The 17,276-nt window shown below is 63.5% G+C and carries 14 protein-coding genes and 1 tRNA gene; 10 read left to right on the top strand and 5 right to left on the bottom strand.

The features are described 5' to 3' along the window. Positions 1–17: 17 nt before the first annotated feature. The 7 genes from alaS to CHB87_RS17270 all read left to right on the top strand — a co-directional run bounded on the left by alaS (position 18) and on the right by CHB87_RS17270 (position 10,214). Positions 18–2,921: an alanine--tRNA ligase gene (gene alaS / locus CHB87_RS17240; RefSeq protein WP_089409687.1), complete on the top strand. Its 2,904-nt coding sequence runs from the start codon at positions 18–20 to the stop codon at positions 2,919–2,921. 280 nt (positions 2,922–3,201) lie between these two features. Continuing rightward, positions 3,202–5,562 carry an N-acetylmuramoyl-L-alanine amidase gene (locus CHB87_RS17245; protein WP_089409688.1) on the top strand — a complete coding sequence of 787 codons (2,361 nt, stop codon included), beginning with the start codon at positions 3,202–3,204 and terminating at the stop codon, positions 5,560–5,562. Between the two features lie 77 nt (positions 5,563–5,639). Beyond that, a complete protein-coding gene (locus tag CHB87_RS17250; protein WP_089409689.1) occupies positions 5,640–6,206 on the top strand; it encodes a hypothetical protein in 567 nt (188 codons plus the stop codon). 272 nt (positions 6,207–6,478) lie between these two features. Further along, the gene (locus CHB87_RS17255) at positions 6,479–7,672 is read left to right on the top strand and encodes a DUF6599 family protein (protein ID WP_089409690.1); all 1,194 of its coding nucleotides are present in this window, start codon (positions 6,479–6,481) and stop codon (positions 7,670–7,672) included. Between the two features lie 401 nt (positions 7,673–8,073). Next, positions 8,074–9,531: a glycoside hydrolase family 28 protein gene (locus CHB87_RS17260; protein ID WP_089409691.1), complete on the top strand. Its 1,458-nt coding sequence runs from the start codon at positions 8,074–8,076 to the stop codon at positions 9,529–9,531. Between the two features lie 12 nt (positions 9,532–9,543). Beyond that, the gene (locus tag CHB87_RS17265) at positions 9,544–10,086 is read left to right on the top strand and encodes a DinB family protein (protein WP_089409692.1); all 543 of its coding nucleotides are present in this window, start codon (positions 9,544–9,546) and stop codon (positions 10,084–10,086) included. Between the two features lie 52 nt (positions 10,087–10,138). Then, positions 10,139–10,214, top strand: a tRNA-Thr gene (locus CHB87_RS17270). A gap of 13 nt (positions 10,215–10,227) precedes the next feature. On the opposite strand, the gene CHB87_RS17275 is transcribed toward CHB87_RS17270, so the two are convergent. After that, complete coding sequence (locus CHB87_RS17275; protein ID WP_089409693.1) at positions 10,228–10,698, bottom strand: hypothetical protein; 471 nt, start codon at positions 10,696–10,698, stop codon at positions 10,228–10,230. A 62-nt stretch (positions 10,699–10,760) separates the two neighbouring features. Next, positions 10,761–11,243, bottom strand: coding sequence for a YraN family protein (locus CHB87_RS17280; protein ID WP_089409694.1), 483 nt, complete (start codon positions 11,241–11,243; stop codon positions 10,761–10,763). Positions 11,244–11,480: 237 nt separating this feature from the next. On the opposite strand from CHB87_RS17280, the gene CHB87_RS17285 reads away from it, so the two are divergent. Continuing rightward, complete coding sequence (locus CHB87_RS17285) at positions 11,481–13,145, top strand: CTP synthase (protein ID WP_089409695.1); 1,665 nt, start codon at positions 11,481–11,483, stop codon at positions 13,143–13,145. A 219-nt stretch (positions 13,146–13,364) separates the two neighbouring features. On the opposite strand, the gene CHB87_RS17290 is transcribed toward CHB87_RS17285, so the two are convergent. After that, a complete protein-coding gene (locus CHB87_RS17290; RefSeq protein ID WP_176441834.1) occupies positions 13,365–13,802 on the bottom strand; it encodes a TA system VapC family ribonuclease toxin in 438 nt (145 codons plus the stop codon). Beyond that, positions 13,780–14,004, bottom strand: coding sequence for a hypothetical protein (locus CHB87_RS22020; RefSeq protein ID WP_142988410.1), 225 nt, complete (start codon positions 14,002–14,004; stop codon positions 13,780–13,782). The genes CHB87_RS17290 and CHB87_RS22020 overlap by 23 nt, the downstream gene beginning before the upstream one ends. Positions 14,005–14,158: 154 nt before the next feature. Here CHB87_RS22020 and CHB87_RS17295 point away from each other — a divergent pair, with 154 nt between their 5' ends. Both CHB87_RS17295 and CHB87_RS17300 read left to right on the top strand, forming a co-directional pair. Further along, complete coding sequence (locus CHB87_RS17295) at positions 14,159–15,022, top strand: FecR domain-containing protein (protein ID WP_245818057.1); 864 nt, start codon at positions 14,159–14,161, stop codon at positions 15,020–15,022. Between the two features lie 123 nt (positions 15,023–15,145). Beyond that, a complete protein-coding gene (locus CHB87_RS17300; RefSeq protein WP_089409698.1) occupies positions 15,146–15,604 on the top strand; it encodes a hypothetical protein in 459 nt (152 codons plus the stop codon). Here the strand turns inward: CHB87_RS17300 and CHB87_RS17305 are convergent. Continuing rightward, positions 15,601–17,157: a VWA domain-containing protein gene (locus CHB87_RS17305; protein ID WP_089409699.1), complete on the bottom strand. Its 1,557-nt coding sequence runs from the start codon at positions 17,155–17,157 to the stop codon at positions 15,601–15,603. The genes CHB87_RS17300 and CHB87_RS17305 overlap by 4 nt on opposite strands. Positions 17,158–17,276 lie beyond the last annotated feature (119 nt).

The following is a 17,276-nucleotide window of genomic DNA, read 5'->3' on the forward strand; positions in this document are numbered from 1 at the left end:
TGCTAAACTAACCGTCTATGGATTACCGTTCCGGCTCCCAGATTCGCGAAGATTTCCTGCGCTTTTTCGAAGGCAAGCTGCACCGCCGCGTGCATTCTTCCTCGCTCGTTCCGCAGAACGACCCGACGCTGCTCTTCACCAACGCGGGCATGAACCAGTTCAAGGATGTCTTTCTCGGCGCCGAGAAGCGCGACTACACGCGTGCGACCACCTCGCAGAAGTGCGTCCGCGCCGGGGGCAAGCACAACGACCTTGAAAACGTCGGCTTCACCCGGCGCCACCACACCTTCTTCGAGATGCTGGGCAACTTCAGCTTCGGCGACTACTTCAAGAAGGACGCCATCGCCTACGCCTGGGAGCTGCTGACCAGCCCCGAGTGGTTCGGCATCGACCCGGCAAAGCTCTACGTCACCATCTTCGAGGGCACCCCGCAGGTGCCGCGCGACGACGAGGCCGAGCAGTTCTGGATCGCCACCGGCGTCCCCAAGGACCGCATCTTCGACATGCCCGCCAAGGACAACTTCTGGCAGATGGGCGACACCGGGCCGTGCGGGCCGTGCTCGGAGATCTTCTACGACCTCGGCCTCGCCGCCAGCGAGACCGGGGAAGACAAGCCCTTCCCGCAGGACGACCAGCGCTACGTAGAAATCTGGAACCTCGTCTTCATGCAGTTCGACCGCGCCAGCGACGGCGCACTGACCCCGCTGCCCAAGCAGTCGGTCGACACGGGAATGGGGCTTGAGCGCATCTCCGCTGTGCTGCAAGGCGTCATCTCGAACTACCAGACCGATTTATTTACGCCGCTTATCGCGAAGGCCGCTATGCTGACCGCTGGTGTTCTCGAAGAGACTTTTGATCCCAAAGTCTTGAAGATCTTAAGTCCGATCGAAATGGCAATCAGTGATGATCCGGCTGCCGCAAGCCTTCGCATCATTGCCGATCATGCTCGCGCCTCCACTTTCCTTATATCTGACGGTGTGCAGCCCTCAAATGAGGGTCGAGGATATGTTCTTCGTAAAATTCTACGGCGTGCAATACGTCACGGTAGAAGTTTGACTCTACGTGGTCATTTTATGCACGAAATGGTCTTCGCTGTTCGCGACGAAATGAAAGCAGCGTATCCGGAGTTGGTTGATACGGCAGAGCGTGTAGCGAAGGTCGTACTTGCCGAAGAGCAACAGTTTGCCCGTGTGCTTGAAGTCGGTTCGGAAAAATTAGATGGGTTGATTCGCGAAGTCCGCTCAGACGGGTGGATGAGCCTGCTAGCCCCGTATCTTGAAAAGCTCGGCGAGATAAACAAGCAGCGGCTTGAAATAGCAGCGCAACTACAGAAGCCTAGCTACGGCACGAAATTTGATTTTGGGATGCTATCCAGCATTGTTGGGGAAGTATTTAGTGCCGACGAAACTTCGGCAATCGCCCAACAGCTTTCCGTTGCGAAATTTGTAGTTTCGGGCAAAAAAGCTTTCCAGCTTTATGAGACTTATGGCCTGCCGCTAGACTTCATTGCCGATGCTGCTCACGACGCCAATATGGCGTTTGATTTCGAAGGCTTCGAAGCCGCCAAAGAAGAAGAGCAGCAGCGCGCCCGAGCCTCCTGGAAGGGCGGCTCGCAAAAGTCCGCCAGCCCCGTCTACCGCGAGTTGGCCAAGACTGAGTTCGAAGGCTACTCCACCCTCCGCGTCGATGGCGCAAAGGTCATCGCCTTGGTGAAGGATGGTCTGGGCGTCAGCGAGTTGAAGGCGGGCGAAGAGGGCGAGGTCGTCCTCGACGCGACCAGCTTCTACGCCGACTCCGGCGGGCAGGTGGGCGACACCGGCTGGCTCCTCGCCGCCGACCACCAGACCACCGTGGCCGAGGTGCGCGGATGCACCAAGCCCGTGCAGGGCGTCTTCGCCCACAAGGTCGTTGCGAAGCAGGCGATCGCGCTTGGCGACACGCTCGACACGCTGGTCGACGGCGAGCGGCGGCGAGCCATCATGCGCAACCACACCGGCACGCACCTGCTGCACGCGGCGTTGCGCGAGGTGCTGGGCAAGCATGTGAAGCAGGCCGGATCGCTGAACGACCCGGCGCGGCTGCGCTTCGACTTCTCGCACTTTGCTGGGGTCGCCCCTGAAGAGTTGGCTGAGGTAGAAGACATCGTCAACCGGCAGGTGCTCGCCAATACCGCCGTCCAGACCTTCGTCGACGTGCCGATCGACGAGGCCGTGAACGACCTGGGCGCGATGGCGCTCTTCGGCGAAAAGTACGGCGACCGCGTCCGCGTGGTGAAGATCGGCGACTTTTCGACCGAGCTCTGCGGCGGCATCCACACCGGCGCCACGGGCGAGATCGGCGTCCTGAAACTCGTCGGCGAAAGCTCCGTCGCGAGCGGCGTGCGGCGTGTGGAAGCTATCTCGGGCACGGCGGCGCTGGCTGAGTTCCGCCGTGGCTTCGCGGTGGCGCAGATCGCGGGCGATGCAGAGTCTCTCAAGTCGAAGCTGACGGCGAACGAGGAAGAGATCAAAAAGCTGCGGCGCGAGCTTGACCAGGTGAAGATGAAGGCGGCCAGCGCCTCTACCGCCGACGCTGCCGGTTCGGCCGTCGAGGTGAAGGGCGTGAAGGTGCTCGCGCAACGAGTGGACGCGCTGGACAAGGGGCAGATGCGGTCGCTGGTCGACTCTCTCCGGACGCAGCTTGGATCCGGCGTCGTCGTGCTGGGCGCGGCGGCGGAGGGCAAGGTCTCGCTGATCGTCGGCGTGACCAAGGACCTGACGGGCCGGGTGCAGGCGGGCAAGATCGTCGGGGTGCTGGCCGGGTTTGTGGGCGGACGCGGCGGCGGACGGCCCGACCTGGCGGAGGCCGGCGGAAGCGATGTCTCCGGGCTGGATGCGGCAATTGGGAAGGCTGGGGCGGTGGTGGGGGACTTGCTGGGGTAGCCCTTCGCGCTCCTTCCAAACGCTCGTCATCCTGAACGCAGTGAAGGACCCCCGTATTGGCTTTTGCTCGTTCTTGCCATCGCAAAGAGCAACAGCGAAAACCAATACGGGGGTCCTTCGCGTTGCTCAGGATGACGAGCCTTTGTGGAGGTCCACAAGAAACACTGGGAGTGGCAAGGGGGTATCGGTCCGTGTACCGCCCGTCATTTCACCCACTCACACACCGGTAAGAACTTAAACTGGATGAGTGACCGTCTCGCCGCCAACCCGCCTCAGAACCATGCGCAGCCTCGCCTATGCGGCGGTTTTGTGCAGCTTTGCGCAGGGCCAGGCGCTTACCCGCAACGCGACGCATGCCGCACAGACGCCGTGGGAACAGGCCGTGCAGGGCCGCATCGCGCTCGAAGCGCTTCCGCCCGCCAGCCGCACCCGCGCTCAATACACGCATGCGATGGACGCCTTTCGGGCGATCTACCACGACAATCCGCGCGACGCGCACGCCGCCGAGGCGATCGACAACGTCGCCGAGCTGCTGGTCGAGCAGGGCCATACGCTGCATGACGAGAAGAGCCTGCGCGCGGCCGTCGGACAGTATGAGTTTCTGCGGACGCAGTATCCGGCCAGCCTTTTACGCTCCTCTGCCCTGTTGGCGGAGGGCCAGATCGACGAGAACGACCTGAACGATCCCGCAGCCGCGCGCGAACGCTATGCGCTGCTGCTGAAGCTGTATCCGAAGAGCGAATCGGCGGAGCTGGCGCGGGCTGGGCTGGCGAACCTGAAGTCTCCGAAGGCAAAGACAGTCGAGGTGGCGAGCGAAAATCCGGCGCCGATTCCGGTCGAGAAGCCGGCGGCTGTGGAGAAGAAAAGCGTACCTCAGGGGCTGAAGCCCCTTTCCCCGGCGGACGATGACGGCACGGCTGAAGCCGTGCCCCTAACGAAGCCGGTAACGATGAACGTCGTTCCGAAGCATGGCGCGGCGGCGGCGCAGGTGACGGGGATCCGCCATTGGTCGACCCCGACCTACACCCGCGTGGCGATCGACCTGGGCGACGCCGTAACCTTCGAGGCCGCGCGCGTGCCGCATCCGGACCGCATCTACTTCGACCTGCACGGCGCGAAGCTGGCGCAGGAGCTGGCGGGCAAGAGCTTCGCGGTCACGGACGACGGATTTCTGAAGCGCATCTGCGCCGCGCAGGGGCCGAACGACGTAACCCGCGTCGTGCTGGATGTGAACGACGTGACCGAGTACTCGGCGTTTCTGCTGCCGAACCCTTACCGGCTGATCATCGATATCCACGGCGCGGGCACGGGCGAAAGGCCCGCGACCGCCGTAGCCAGCGCAAAGCCGGACGCCGCGAAACCGCCGGCGGTACTGACCGAGTCTCCCGCCGAGGTTCCGGTCGCTCCGGGCGCCGGACGCCGCGCCAGCGCCGCCGCGAACACCTCCGGCCTGCCCGCGATGGCGCCGACCGATGGCGGCTTCAGCGGCCAGCCCGCGCCAGCCATCGCCGCCGAGGCGCCGGTCATTCCGCAGCCCCTTGCGCCCGCGCCAAACAAGCTGGCGGAGTCCGTCCCCGGCCCGCGCGTGGGCGCCGAATCGAAGGCGACCGCCGCGCGGCCCGTGCCGAACACCGTCGCCACGCCTTCGGCCAACACCGATGTCGCCGCCGTCAGCAAGCTGCCCGGCCGGGTGGAAGCGACCAGCGCGCCTACCTCGCGCCCGATCGCGACCATCGTCCGCAAGGAGACGAAGCCCGAGCCGCCGCCGGTGGCGGACGCTGCGCCGCAGCCCATCGCCGTGCTGCCGACGGCGCCGGTCGCGACCGGCAAGCGCGGCCGCAAGACGCTTGCCGAGGCCGATGCGGAGCCGGCCCGCGCCGCCGACAAGACCGCCGACGGCGAGGTCTCGCTCGTTCGCGCGCTGGGCCTGAAGATCGGACGCATCGTCATCGACGCCGGCCACGGCGGCCACGACTCCGGCACGCTGGGCGTCGACGGCATCCAGGAAAAGGACGTGGTGCTGGACGTCGCGCTGCGCCTGGGCAAGATGCTGCACGAGCGGCTGGGCGCGGAGATCATCTACACGCGCTCGGACGACACGTTCATCCCGCTCGAGACGCGCACCGCGATCGCCAACAAGGCGCAGGCCGACCTTTTCCTGTCGATCCACGCGAACAGCTCGCAGGACAGCAGCGCGCGCGGCGTCGAGACGTACTACCTGAACTTCACCTCGTCGCCGGACGCGCTGGAGGTGGCGGGCCGCGAGAACGCCGTGGGCGGCCAGTCGATCCACCAGCTCTCGGACCTGGTGAAGAAGATCACGCTGAAGGACAAGATCGCCGAGAGCCGCGAGTTCGCGCAGGATGTCGAGGGCTCGCTCTACGCGGGGCTCGAAAAGGGCAACGATGGGCTGAAGAATCGCGGCGTGAAGAAGGCGCCTTTTGTAGTCCTGATCGGCGCAAACATGCCGTCGATCCTGGCCGAGATCTCCTTCGTCACGAACCCGAAGGACGCGAGCCAGCTCCGGCAGCCGGAGTACCGGCAGCGCGTGGCGGAGAGCCTGTTCAAGGGCGTCGCCAAGTATGAGGGCGGGTTGAGCGGGGCGAAGCCGAAGGCTACCGAGCGGGCAAGCGTCAAGTAGGTATTTTTGTCATTCCCGCAGGGAATCTGCTGCTCCGCTCGAAGTTGCTGATAAGCTGCGGGTGAGGATGCCACGCCATGAACTGGTTGGGACCATCGGCCAGAGTCGAGAGGTTCGAAGCCGACGGCGAGCTGCGCTTTCAAGCTCGCAATCAACTCAACGGGATAATGTTGCTCTTTCCTTGCATCAGCGGTTTGTCTTTCTTTTACTCATTGCTCCACGGGGAATACCGGTACGCCGCTGTCAGCGCAGTTGCTTTCGTGAGTGCGCTACTGGGGCTGTTTCCCACGAAAAAGACGTTGTGGGTCTCTGGCAAAGGAGTGGAAACCAGCAGCGATCTGTTCGATTCCGCGAGCCATCGATCCTTTCGCTGGTCGGAGATCTGCGCACTCAAATATTCCCTGGGCGCGGAGGACGATCCAAGTGGCCTCTACATCCGTACCGGTCGCTGGAGCGAGACTTGCGTTCTGGCTGGTGTCGATGAGGCTCAGGCAAACGAGATCATCGAAGCCATCTTCGAACGCTTCCCCAATATCGAGCTCGCAGACGAGCCAAAGCCGTTGTTTGGCAACCTGCTCGGGCAGGAGAGCGAGTTCATCCGTCTTGGACTCTCCGGGCATGGCGAGGGACCGCAATCGACCTAAGCTCGGACTCGCGGCATTCCAGGAGCCTATTGAAGAAGTCGCCTGCCCAGGCGAAAAGAGTCCCTCAGCGGCTAAAGCCGCATTGCAGGTGCAGCGCTTACGGCACGGCTGAAGCCGTACCCTTAAGCGAGACTGACAGGAGTTCTTCACTTCGTTCAGAATGACGAGCTTTTGTGATGCAGCCCAACCTTCGATGGAACACCCATGCCCGCGCCGGTGTCTAACGCCATAGGCGGTAACCTTCGCGCCGGAATGGTAGTCTCAACCTCAATATGGGTGTCTCTCTGAAACTTCGATTTGCCGGCGCCGTCCTCAGCCTGTTTGCGGCGAGCCTCGCGCTGCCCGCGCAGGATAGCAAGACCATGATCGTCGAGCCTCCGGCTCCGCTCCTGACCGGGCATTTCATGAACTGGGACCGCCAGGGCGATGCCGCCTCGGGTAAGGAGCCCGCGGCTGCCGACGCCGCCAACGCGGCCATCCTGAAGGAAGACGGGTTAACCCGTTTCGCCACAGCCACTTACACACACTCCGCAGATTCGCCCGAGAAGTCCGGCACGCTCGACGCGACCGCCATGCAGTTCGTCGACGCGACCGGCGCCTTCAGCGCATTTACCTTCTATCGCAGCCAGCTTCCGCACGCACACGCGATGACCGGCGCGGCGAAGATCGGCTCGGAATCCGTCTCCGACGGCGACACGACGCTGATGTGGGCCGGGACCGCCATTCTGCGCACAAAGGGTACGGCGAACGCGAAGGAGCTGCTGGCGCTGACCTCGTCGCTGCCCAAGGTGAGCGGATCGAAGGGTCTGTCTCCGCTGCTGCCCAGCTATGTTCCGGCCAAGGGGCTGGTCGCCGGCAGCGTCCGCTACGCGCTGGGCCCCGTGGGCTACAAGCAGATGGGCGGCTTTCTTCCGCCCGACATGCTGGCCTGGGACAAGAGCGCCGAGGTGCTGACCGCCGATTACACCGGCCGCTCCGGCAAGGGCGTGCTGACGCTGCTGATCTACCCCACGCCACAGATCGCCGGCGACCGCGGACGCGCCATCGAGGCGTACATGAACTCGCCCGAGGTCGCGAAGAGCGAGTCGCACGCGCTGAAGATGCGGCGGATCGGCACGCTGATCGGCGTCGCCACCGGCGGCTTCTCGCCCGAGCAGGCGAAGGAGCTGATCGAGGGCCTGCACACCAACCAGGTGCTGACCTTCGACAAGAAGATGCCGCTCGAGTTCCATGCCGAGATGGTGAAGACCTACACGCTGATGCAGAATATCGCGTGGTTCTCGGCCGTGGTGGGCGGCGCGGCGGTGCTGCTGGGGCTGTTCCTCGGCGGCGCGCGGGCGGGCTGGCGCGTGATGCGCGGCAAACCCGCCGCGAGCGAGCCGGAGTTCCTGACTATCAACCTGCGTGAAAAACCCAAGGGCGTACTGCTGCCCGACGCCGCAGTCGGCGACGGCAAAGCGACCTGACGCATCGTTCATGCGTCGGGCCTTCTCCCCCGTTGCACCACGGCTTGTGCAGCGCCTCCGCTAAGCGGCTCATTCAGCGCATTTTCCACAAAAAAGGCGCGCTAAGAAGCGAAATAAAGGCGAATACTGCACGCGCGCGGATTCCGTGAAAACGAGAATATAACCCTTTTGTAATGAGCCGCTTACGCGGAGGAAGAAACACTCTTGACAGGGCAATTTGGCCCTTCTATGCTTGCGCCAGACAGTTCCAATGGCTTTGCCTCTATTGGAGCTATTCTCCCTACCAGAAAGGGCTGCCCTGTTGCCGGGTGGCCCTTTCTCTTTGCCTGCGCCCTGGCTGTTCGCAAGTTGTAGCGCGCGTGTGCTAGCGTTGCAGTGCAGTTCGCCCGGAGGTAGGACCAATGTTTTCCCGCTCGACCCCTTGCTCGTTTGCGCCGCTTTCGGTGTGCCTGACCCTTTTGACCGCGCACGCCTTCGCGCAGGACACCCGGCACGTCGAAGAGCCGAAGATTCCCGCCTCCTGCGTTCAGCTCTCCGCAAAGCTGCAGGCGGTGAAGGACAAGGTCGCCGAGGCGGACGAGCACAAGCTGGACACCGAGCGCATCCAGAAGGCGCTCGATAGCTGCAAGCCGGGCATGGCGGTCGAGCTGAAGCAGATGGGCGGCAACAATGCCTTTCTGACCGGCCCGCTCGACCTGCGCAGCGGCGTCACGCTGCTGATCGACGAGGGCGTGACGCTCTATGGCTCGCGCGACGCGGCGGTTTACGACATGGTCGCGAAGCCGGGCGAGGAGCCGATGACGCCAGGACTTTGCGGCACGATTCCCAAGGTCGAGCCGGCGGTCTTCCCCGCGCCGCCCCGTGCGGCCACGGCTCGCGGCGGCTGCCGTCCGCTGCTCTCTGCCGTGAATGTGAAGGACGCGGCGGTGATGGGCGACGGCGTGATCGACGGGCGCGGCTACGCAAAGCTGCTGGGCAAGGACTATAGCTGGTGGGAGATGGCCCGCAAGGCCGAGCCGAAGAACGAGAAGTACTACAGCACGCGGCTCGTGGTGGCAAGCCACGCCGACGGGCTCATCCTCTATCGGATTACGCTGCACAACTCGCCGAACTTCCACGTCAGCGTCGGCGGCACGAACGGCTTCACCGCCTGGGGCGTCCACCTGTTGACGCCGACCGACCGCACGCTGGATGCGCGCAATACGGACGGCATCGATCCGGGCACGTCGACCAACGTGACCGTCGCGCATAGCTGGATCGACAACGGCGACGACAATATCGCGGTCAAATCCGGTACGACGCACATGAGCGTGCTGGACAATCATTTCTACACCGGCCACGGCATGAGCATCGGCTCGGAGACGGTCGGGCAGGCGTACCTGCTGGTCGACGGCCTGACCGAGGACCATACCTCGTCCGGCATCCGCATCAAGTCGAACGTGACGCGCGGCGGCTCTGTCCACGACCTGACCTACCGGAACATCTGCATGCGCGGCGTGGCGAACCCGATCGCCATCTCGCCGTATTACACGAACCAGACGACCGAAGGCTTCGTCGACCCCAAGTACACGGGCGACAAGATTCCGGACTACAAGGGCATCGTCCTGAAGGATGTGTGGTCGCTGACGCCGGGCGACGTGCTGATCGCCGGGCTGAACGCCGACCACATGACCGGCATCAAGCTGGACAACGTGATCGTGCGCGACATCCAGCCCACGCAGGTGCACACGGCGTTCGACATGATGAGCTTCGGCGCGGGCGGTACGAACATTCCCTTCACGGCGGAGGGCCTGGTGAAGTCGAAGCCCGACGCGATGCAGCCGGACGCCTGCAAGGGCGGCTTTCCTCCGATGCAGTAGAGAGCGCCTCCGATGACCGAGAAGGAACGGCAACAAGTATTGGAGCAACTCGCCGCCAGCCAGAAGAAGCTGGTGGAGGCGGTGCGTCCGTTGACGCCGGCGCAGTGGCGGTTCCGCGAATCGCCGGGGCGTTGGTCGGCGGAGGAGATCGTCGAACATCTGCTGCTGTTTGAGGGCTTCATCCGCGGCGTCGTCGCAAGGACGCTGGCGCAGCCCGCCGAGCCGGAGAAGCAGACGCAGGCGCCGGGGAAAGAGCCGTTGGTGCTGGGTCTGGCCAACAGCCGCGACCGGAGGATCGATGCGCGCGAGGTCGTCCGGCCTACGGGGCGTGCTTGGGAGAGGGACGAGCTGCTCGCCAGACTCGACGCCGCGCGGGCGGAGACGCTGGCCTTCGCCTCCACGACCGAGGCGCCGCTGCACGAACACTTCTTCGCGCACCTCGCCTTCGGCGATCTGGACTGCCGTCAGTGGCTGCTGGTGTTGTCCCAGCACACCGCGCGGCATGTGCTGCAGATCGAGGAGATCCAGCGGGCCGCGGGCTACCCAGAGGAATAAGACGCATGCGGATTGCGAGATTGCGGCGCAACCGGTAGAATGACAGAGGTAGGCCGATGTAGCTCAGTTGGTAGAGCAACTGATTCGTAATCAGTAGGTCAGCGGTTCAACTCCGCTCATCGGCTCCACAAATCCCCTACATCAATACTGCAGAATATGCGGCGCTGGCTCGGTCAGTGTGCCATCCTTGCGGTCGTAGAACATGAACAGCTTGTGGCTGCTGTTCACATGCACCGCGACGATGACGCCGCTGCCGAAGGTTCCCGATCCGTCGGTCTTCGAGATGTCCACATGGTGGCTCAGGATCGGGGCGCCGATAGGGCTTTCGGTGGTCCAGTCCTCGGTAAAACGCTGGAGAGGATAGCCGCTGTTCGGGTGGCCGTTGGTGTAGATGTCGTAGGCCTTCTGGTAGTCCTTCGCCTCGAGCGCGACGAAGAAGTTGTTCACCTTGTGCTCGATCGGCAGGTTCGAGAAGAGCCAGCCGTGGCCCAGCGCGAAGCCCACAAAGCTGAGCAGCGCCAGCGACAGGATGCCTGTAACCGTGCCGATAAACAGGTTGCGCTTCAGCTTTTCGAGACCCTCGTTGTACTCCGGCGCCGCCAGCAGACTCATCGCTCAAATCCCCCCTACATCTCTATAGACACCATACCGCGCCGTTCGGTGCCGTGCCAGCCTTAGCGCCACCCGAGCGCATCGCGGAAGAGCGTGAACTCCGGCGCGGCGCCTTGCAGCAGATAGACCGAGACCACGTCGAAGCGCACCGGGATCCGCTCGCGCTCCTCCCGCGCGATGCGCCGCAGGTAGGCGCGGGCCATCTCGCGCAGGTTGTCCGCCTTCTCCCGGTCGACCGCAACCTCGGCGGCGATGTTGTCGTGCGCGGTGCGGGCCTTGACCTCGATGAAACAGAGCGTCTCGCCTTCCCAGGCGACGAGGTCGAGGTCGCCCTTCAGCTCCGGGCTGCGCCAGCGCCTTGCCACGACAACGTATCCCTGCCGGCGGAGGTAGAAGAGCGCCTCGAACTCTCCGCGCAGGCCGGTGGCGAGGTGGTTGGCGAGCTTCGGCGCACGGCCCAGGCGATCCGCCGCCGCGCCCAGCCGCAGCAGGCCCCAGCGCTGCGTGTTCAGCCAGAGTGTGCCGAGTGTGCCTGCTGCCGCCATGCGGGAAGGATATCAGGGTCGCCGAATTCGAGGCGTTCCGATGGCGGCGAGCCATGTTGCCGAGATTTGCGCTGCAAATAAAAGGGTTACGCAGTGACGGAAGCCGTTCCGGCAACGGAGTGCGCCGCCGGGCTTTGCCGCCATCGCCTGCCAACATTGCCCTTACCGCCTCAACCTGCGATACTTAACCGTGCCCACACTGCACAAAACTTTCCCCCAACAAAAGAGGTCGCATACATGTCTGCAAAGTACATCTTTGTAACGGGCGGCGTCGTGTCTTCGCTTGGTAAGGGTCTCGCGGCTGCCTCCATTGGTTGCCTGCTCGAGGCTCGCGGTATCCGCGTCAACCTGATGAAGTTCGACCCGTATCTCAACGTTGACCCCGGCACGATGTCGCCGTTTCAGCACGGCGAGGTCTTTGTGACCGACGACGGCGCGGAGACCGACCTCGACCTGGGCCACTACGAACGCTTTACCCACGCCAAACTGACCCGCGACAACAATCTGACCACCGGGCGCATCTACGAGCAGATCATCACCAAGGAGCGCCGCGGCGACTACCTCGGCAAGACAGTGCAGGTGATCCCGCACGTGACCAACGAGATCAAGGCCGCGATGAAGAAGGTCGCGCAGGACTGCGACGTCGCCATCGTCGAGATCGGCGGCACGGTGGGCGATATCGAATCGCTGCCGTTCCTTGAGGCTATCCGGCAGATGCGGCAGGAGTTAGGCCGCGAGAACACCGTCTTCGCCCACATGACGCTGGTCCCCTGGATCGCCGCCGCGCAGGAGCTGAAGACCAAGCCGACGCAGCACTCGGTCAAAGAGATGCTCTCGATCGGCATCCAGCCGGACATCCTGCTCTGCCGCTCGGACCGCGCCGTGCCGCGCGATATGCGGTCGAAGATCGCCGCCTTCTGCAACGTCGAGGACAAGGCCGTCATCATCGCGCGCGACGTTCCGTCGATCTACGAGGTTCCGCTGAATCTGGCCGAGCAGGGCGTCGACGAAATGGCGCTGAAGTATCTGCACATCGACGCCAAGCCGGCCGACCTGAGCAAGTGGCAGGACATCGTTCACCGGGCCTACAACCCGAAGGACGAGGTCTCGATCGCCATCGTCGGCAAGTACGTGGAGTACGAGGACAGCTACAAGTCGCTGAAGGAGTCGCTGGTCCACGGCGCGCTGGCCCACAACCTGAAGCTGAAGGTCACCTGGCTTGAGGCGGAAGGCCTTGAGAATGAGAAGTATAGCGAGCAGCTCGAAGGCTTCGACGGCATCCTCGTTCCCGGCGGGTTCGGCAAGCGCGGCATCGAGGGCATGCTGAACGCGATCCGCTACGCGCGTGAGAATGAGGTTCCGTACTTCGGCATCTGCCTCGGCATGCAGACCGCGTGCATCGAGTATGCGCGCAACGTCTGCGGTCTGCGCGACGCGAACTCGGGCGAGTTCGACCCCTCCACTCCGCACCGTATCATCTACAAACTACGCGAGTTGACGGGTGTGGAGGAGATGGGCGGCACGATGCGCCTGGGCGCCTGGACCTGCGTGATGGAGCCCGACTCGCTGGCCGCCAAGGCCTACGGCGCGACCGAGGTGAGCGAGCGTCATCGCCATCGGTACGAGTTCAACCGCGAGTACGAGGCGGTCCTGACCGGCGCCGGTCTGCGCCTGACCGGCACGACTCCGGATGCGACGTACGTCGAGATCGTCGAGATTCCGACGCACCCGTTCTTCATTGGCTGCCAGTTCCACCCGGAGTTCAAGTCGAAGCCGCTCGAGCCGCACCCGATCTTCAAGGCGTTCGTGGGCGCAAGCTACGCAAACCGCAAGACGGCGTCCGGCAGCCTGATCCACGAGAGCCACACGCCGGAGACGGCTGTGCCCTCGGCCAAGGCGTAAGCGGAAAAACGGGATTACTCTCAGTCTGCATCAAGGGTGATCCCGTCTACCGCAGGTTCGGTCATCTTCTGCTTCGGTGTTGAAGCTTTTTCTTAACGCAGACGACCTCACTCCGCGCAGCAGCAGCTTTCGCATGGTGACTCGCTCGGACTTGGCTCGGGCTTTCCAGTTTAATGAAGTGAATCAGGAAGCGTAAACGTAACTCTCATCGATCCTCCTTCACCTGCCGCTGAGGAGGATTGCGCCCTTCGTCTTACGGGCCAAAGCCTTATCGAAGGTGACGAACCGTAGACCGGCGAGTTCAGCGAAGGCCGTCAAATAGACGTCTGCCCATTCCTTTGTGGATACTTCGTCTTTTGAAGTCCGCAGCCGCAGCATCTCTTCGATTCCCTTGGGTTCGTCTGCCAGAAACGTCTTGCCGTTTGCGTGAAAGAGATCGTAAATGCGCCACGCCTCGGCTTGTGTCGCGACGTCGTCTCCCATGGTGCTTGCATTCGTCAACAACCGAAGCAGGCTGAGTTGCGAAAACCTGCAAAAGTAGAAGCGGGACGACGGATCGACCGATTCGCCCCATGCGACGGCGGCGCGGTGGTGTGGATGCACCTCATGAGCGAGCGCCAACCAAACGCTGACATCAAGGAAAAGGAATGTATTCATACACATCCTCCGAACCCAGTTTGAGAGAGCCCGGATTTTTAGCCTTGATGGCCGGGAACTTGATCTTTTCGGAGGGTTTCTCACCAGCCGCCTGCTGCGTCACGCGTCGCAGGATCAGATCTTTGACAGATCGCCCTTCAAGCGCTGCTTCGCTCTTCAATTCGCGATAGATGGGATCGGGTATATCGACAGTCGTCCTCATGACGCAAGGCTACCATATTTATGGCTAAGCTAAACTTCGCACAACCTGTCCGATAACCGGCACGCAAGCCCTCCGGACCGGAACCTTTTCCATGTTTCCCCATCTAAATAGGTAGAGGTTTAGAACCATGCCAAGGTCGAAAGCACTTGCTCTTATGCTCTCCCTGGCGACTCTGAGCGCGTCTGCCGTTGCACAGTACGGGCAGAATGCGAGCCCAGCCGGACCAGGTACCGTCAATTACATCGAAGGCCAGGCGATGCTCGCCGGCCATCCTCTCAACCAGCGTTCGAACGCGACCATTCAGCCCGGACAGGTGCTGACCACCGGCGCCGGTAAGGCCGAGATTCTGCTGACGCCGGGCGTCTTTCTGCGCATCGGCCCGAACTCCGCCGTTCGCATGGTCTCGCCCGACCTGACCTACACCGAGGTGGAGCTGGAGCGCGGGCGCGCCGACGTGGAGGTCGACCAGCTCTATAAGCAGAACGACATCGTCATCCGCCAGCAGGGCGTGCAGACGCAGCTCGTCGAGACGGGACTCTATGAGTTCAATGCCGACAACGGCAGCCTGAACGTCTTCGAGGGCAAGGCGGCGGTCTTCACCGGCGACACCATGGACGTGAAGCCCGAAAACCAGCGCGCCACCGTCGTGAAGGGTGGACACCAGTTCACCGTCACCGCGACCGGCAAGCCGCAGGGCTTCGACAAGGCCGCGGCCGAGTCGGACGATCTGTATAAGTGGAGCGGCCTGCGCTCGCAGTATCTCGGTGAAGCGACCTCGCAGATCGCGCCCTACGGCGAAGCGCCCGGCTGGGCCTATGCGCCGGGCCTCTACGGCTATACCTGGCTGCCGGGCGACGGGCTCTTCTATAGCCCGTTCGGCTACGGCTTCTACTCGCCTTTTTACTTCGGCGCCGGGTTCGGCTATGGCTATGGATACGGCGGCTATCGTGGGGGCTTTGGCGGATACGGCGCACGCGGCTTCGCCAGCGGCGGATTCCACGGCGGCGGACGCCGCTGAAGACCGCGCCAACCAGCGCAGCAGACGGGCATCCACACAATCGTGGATGCCCGTTTTGTTTCCCCTCTTTCCCGCATCCTCCTCACGGCATAGAATCGCTCCAACCCTACCCGGAGCCAGCCCATGCGGGTCTTTGCCTTTGCCGTCCTGATCGCCGCCTCGTCCCTGCGCGCCGCGCAGCCAGAGCAGGTTGTGCCGCCGTTTCCCGAGGTGCATGTGGACGAGCGTTGCCGCATCTTCACGCAGGATCGCCCGCGCGGCGATCAGCACTATTCCAAGCCAAAGTTTCGCGCCGACACCTCCATCTGCCAGTTGAACGGCGAGCACCACACCAAACACTGGGAGCAGACGGTCGAGGACGGCGTCGTGCGGCGCACGCGCGTGGAGGTTCGTGAGCACAGCTTCATCCTGCACAACGGAACCGATATGCCGGTCACGTTTGTCGTCGACCAGTCGCTGCCGGCGGGCTGGCGCGTGGACTCCACCCCGCAACCGGTCGAGGTCGCCAACTCCATGGCAACCTTCAAGGTCGTCGCGGAGCCAGGCCAGACGATACGGCTGCATGTCGGCGAACGGCATTAGGGTTTCGCGGCGACCAGCGGCAGGTCGATGGTGCCGATGCGTCCCGTCGAACTGACCCGCACGACGAATCGGACGCGCACGGCCTTGTCGTCGTGCGGCAGCTTGTAGGGCAGCTCGACCGGGCGTTCCAGCCGGCCTGTCGGCGGGTCGCTGCGCGGCGCGGTGACCCGCAGAACGTTGGCGTCGTGCTTGATTTCCTTGCCTTTTTTGTCGAAGGTCGAGACCATCAGGATGATCTCAGCCCCGCGCGGCTTGTCGTCGGTCGCGGCGGACCAGTTCAAAGCCCGCGCATCCACGTGAATGTGGAACGCGCCCGGCTCGCTGGGCGATGGCTTCACCGTGATCGGCACGCCGTCGTAGACCATGGTGCTGTTATTGGCCAGCATCAGGTCCGAGACCAGGCGGGTGGCCGGCTTCTCCGCATTCACCCGCACCGGCGGACCCTGCGGATAGTAACCCTCGCGTGTGATCACCTTCAACCCCGGCCGGTCGACCGTGACGACGATCTTGCGGAACTTGCGCGGATCGTACGACTCCGATGTGGGCCGGTAGGTCAGCGTATAGAAGCTGGCGCCGTCGCGGATGGCCGTGCCGATCTCCGCATCCACGTCGTTTCGGCCGTAGAGCGTGCGTCCGCCGGTGGCCTTGGCCAGCTTGGCGAACTCGTAGTTGCCGCCGAAGGGATCGACCAGTTCGGCGTCGCCGCCATAGGCGTCGACGTTGGCGGAGATGCCGGCCGGGTCGATGGTGTAGAGCGTCACCCGCGCGTCGCGCAGCTTGTCCACGCAATCCTGCACGGCGGTGAAGATCCGATTCTCCGAGTCGACCGTGGCGTGGGCGTAGTTCAGCGACGGAAATCCCCGCCCCACCCAGATCATGTTCTTGTGTCCGGGATGCCCGACGACGGCCTGCGCCACGCGCCGCAGCGTGTTGAACGCGGTCGCATAACGCTCAGCCAGCCATTGATTCTGCTGCGTCCGCCAGGGGAGGGCGGCGAAGTGATGGTCGAGCGCGTTCAGAATCGCCGCGCGGCTCTGCGTGTAATCCTGCAGCACGGTGAAGTTGTCGATGCTCACCGCGATCAGCATCGTCGGCGTCGACAGTTTGTCCGACTCCTTCTTCGTCAGGTACTTCTTCAGCGAGTAGCGCGCGAAGGCCATGTCTTCGAACCGCGTGTTGAACTCGTCCAGCAGAATGATGTTGACCGGCGCGCGCGGCGCCAGGCGATCGAGCTCGGCGGTGGAGTTGATCGCCAGGTCGTCGCCCACCGCGCGCGTCCCCGGCATCTCGAAGTTCTGCACGGTCTGCGTCTCATCCGCCTCGGTGACGTGGAAGTCCTCGCGCTTCAGATCGGGCACGGAGTTGCCCTTTGCATCGACCACGACCATGTCGAGCACGACCAGACGCGCGGTACTGCGGATGGTGTTCGCGGCGGTCTCGGCGGGCGCCGATGGCGCGGCGGCGGCAGGCGCAGGGCTGGCCGGCTGCTGCGCGTGCGGCGATTGGGGCGCCAGAAGAGCAAGTGCAGCAAGGCAGAGCAGGCGGATCGTCATCGAGGGCTTCTCGCTTTTGCCGAAAGAGATGTGCGGCCTGACGACCAAGATACCCCGTTACGGCCCAGAGGCACAGTCGAATCTTCCATCGAGCGAGAGACTCCTCCCGGCCTGGATTC

The sequence above is a fragment of the Granulicella rosea genome (assembly GCF_900188085.1).
Lineage (GTDB): Bacteria > Acidobacteriota > Terriglobia > Terriglobales > Acidobacteriaceae > Edaphobacter > Edaphobacter rosea.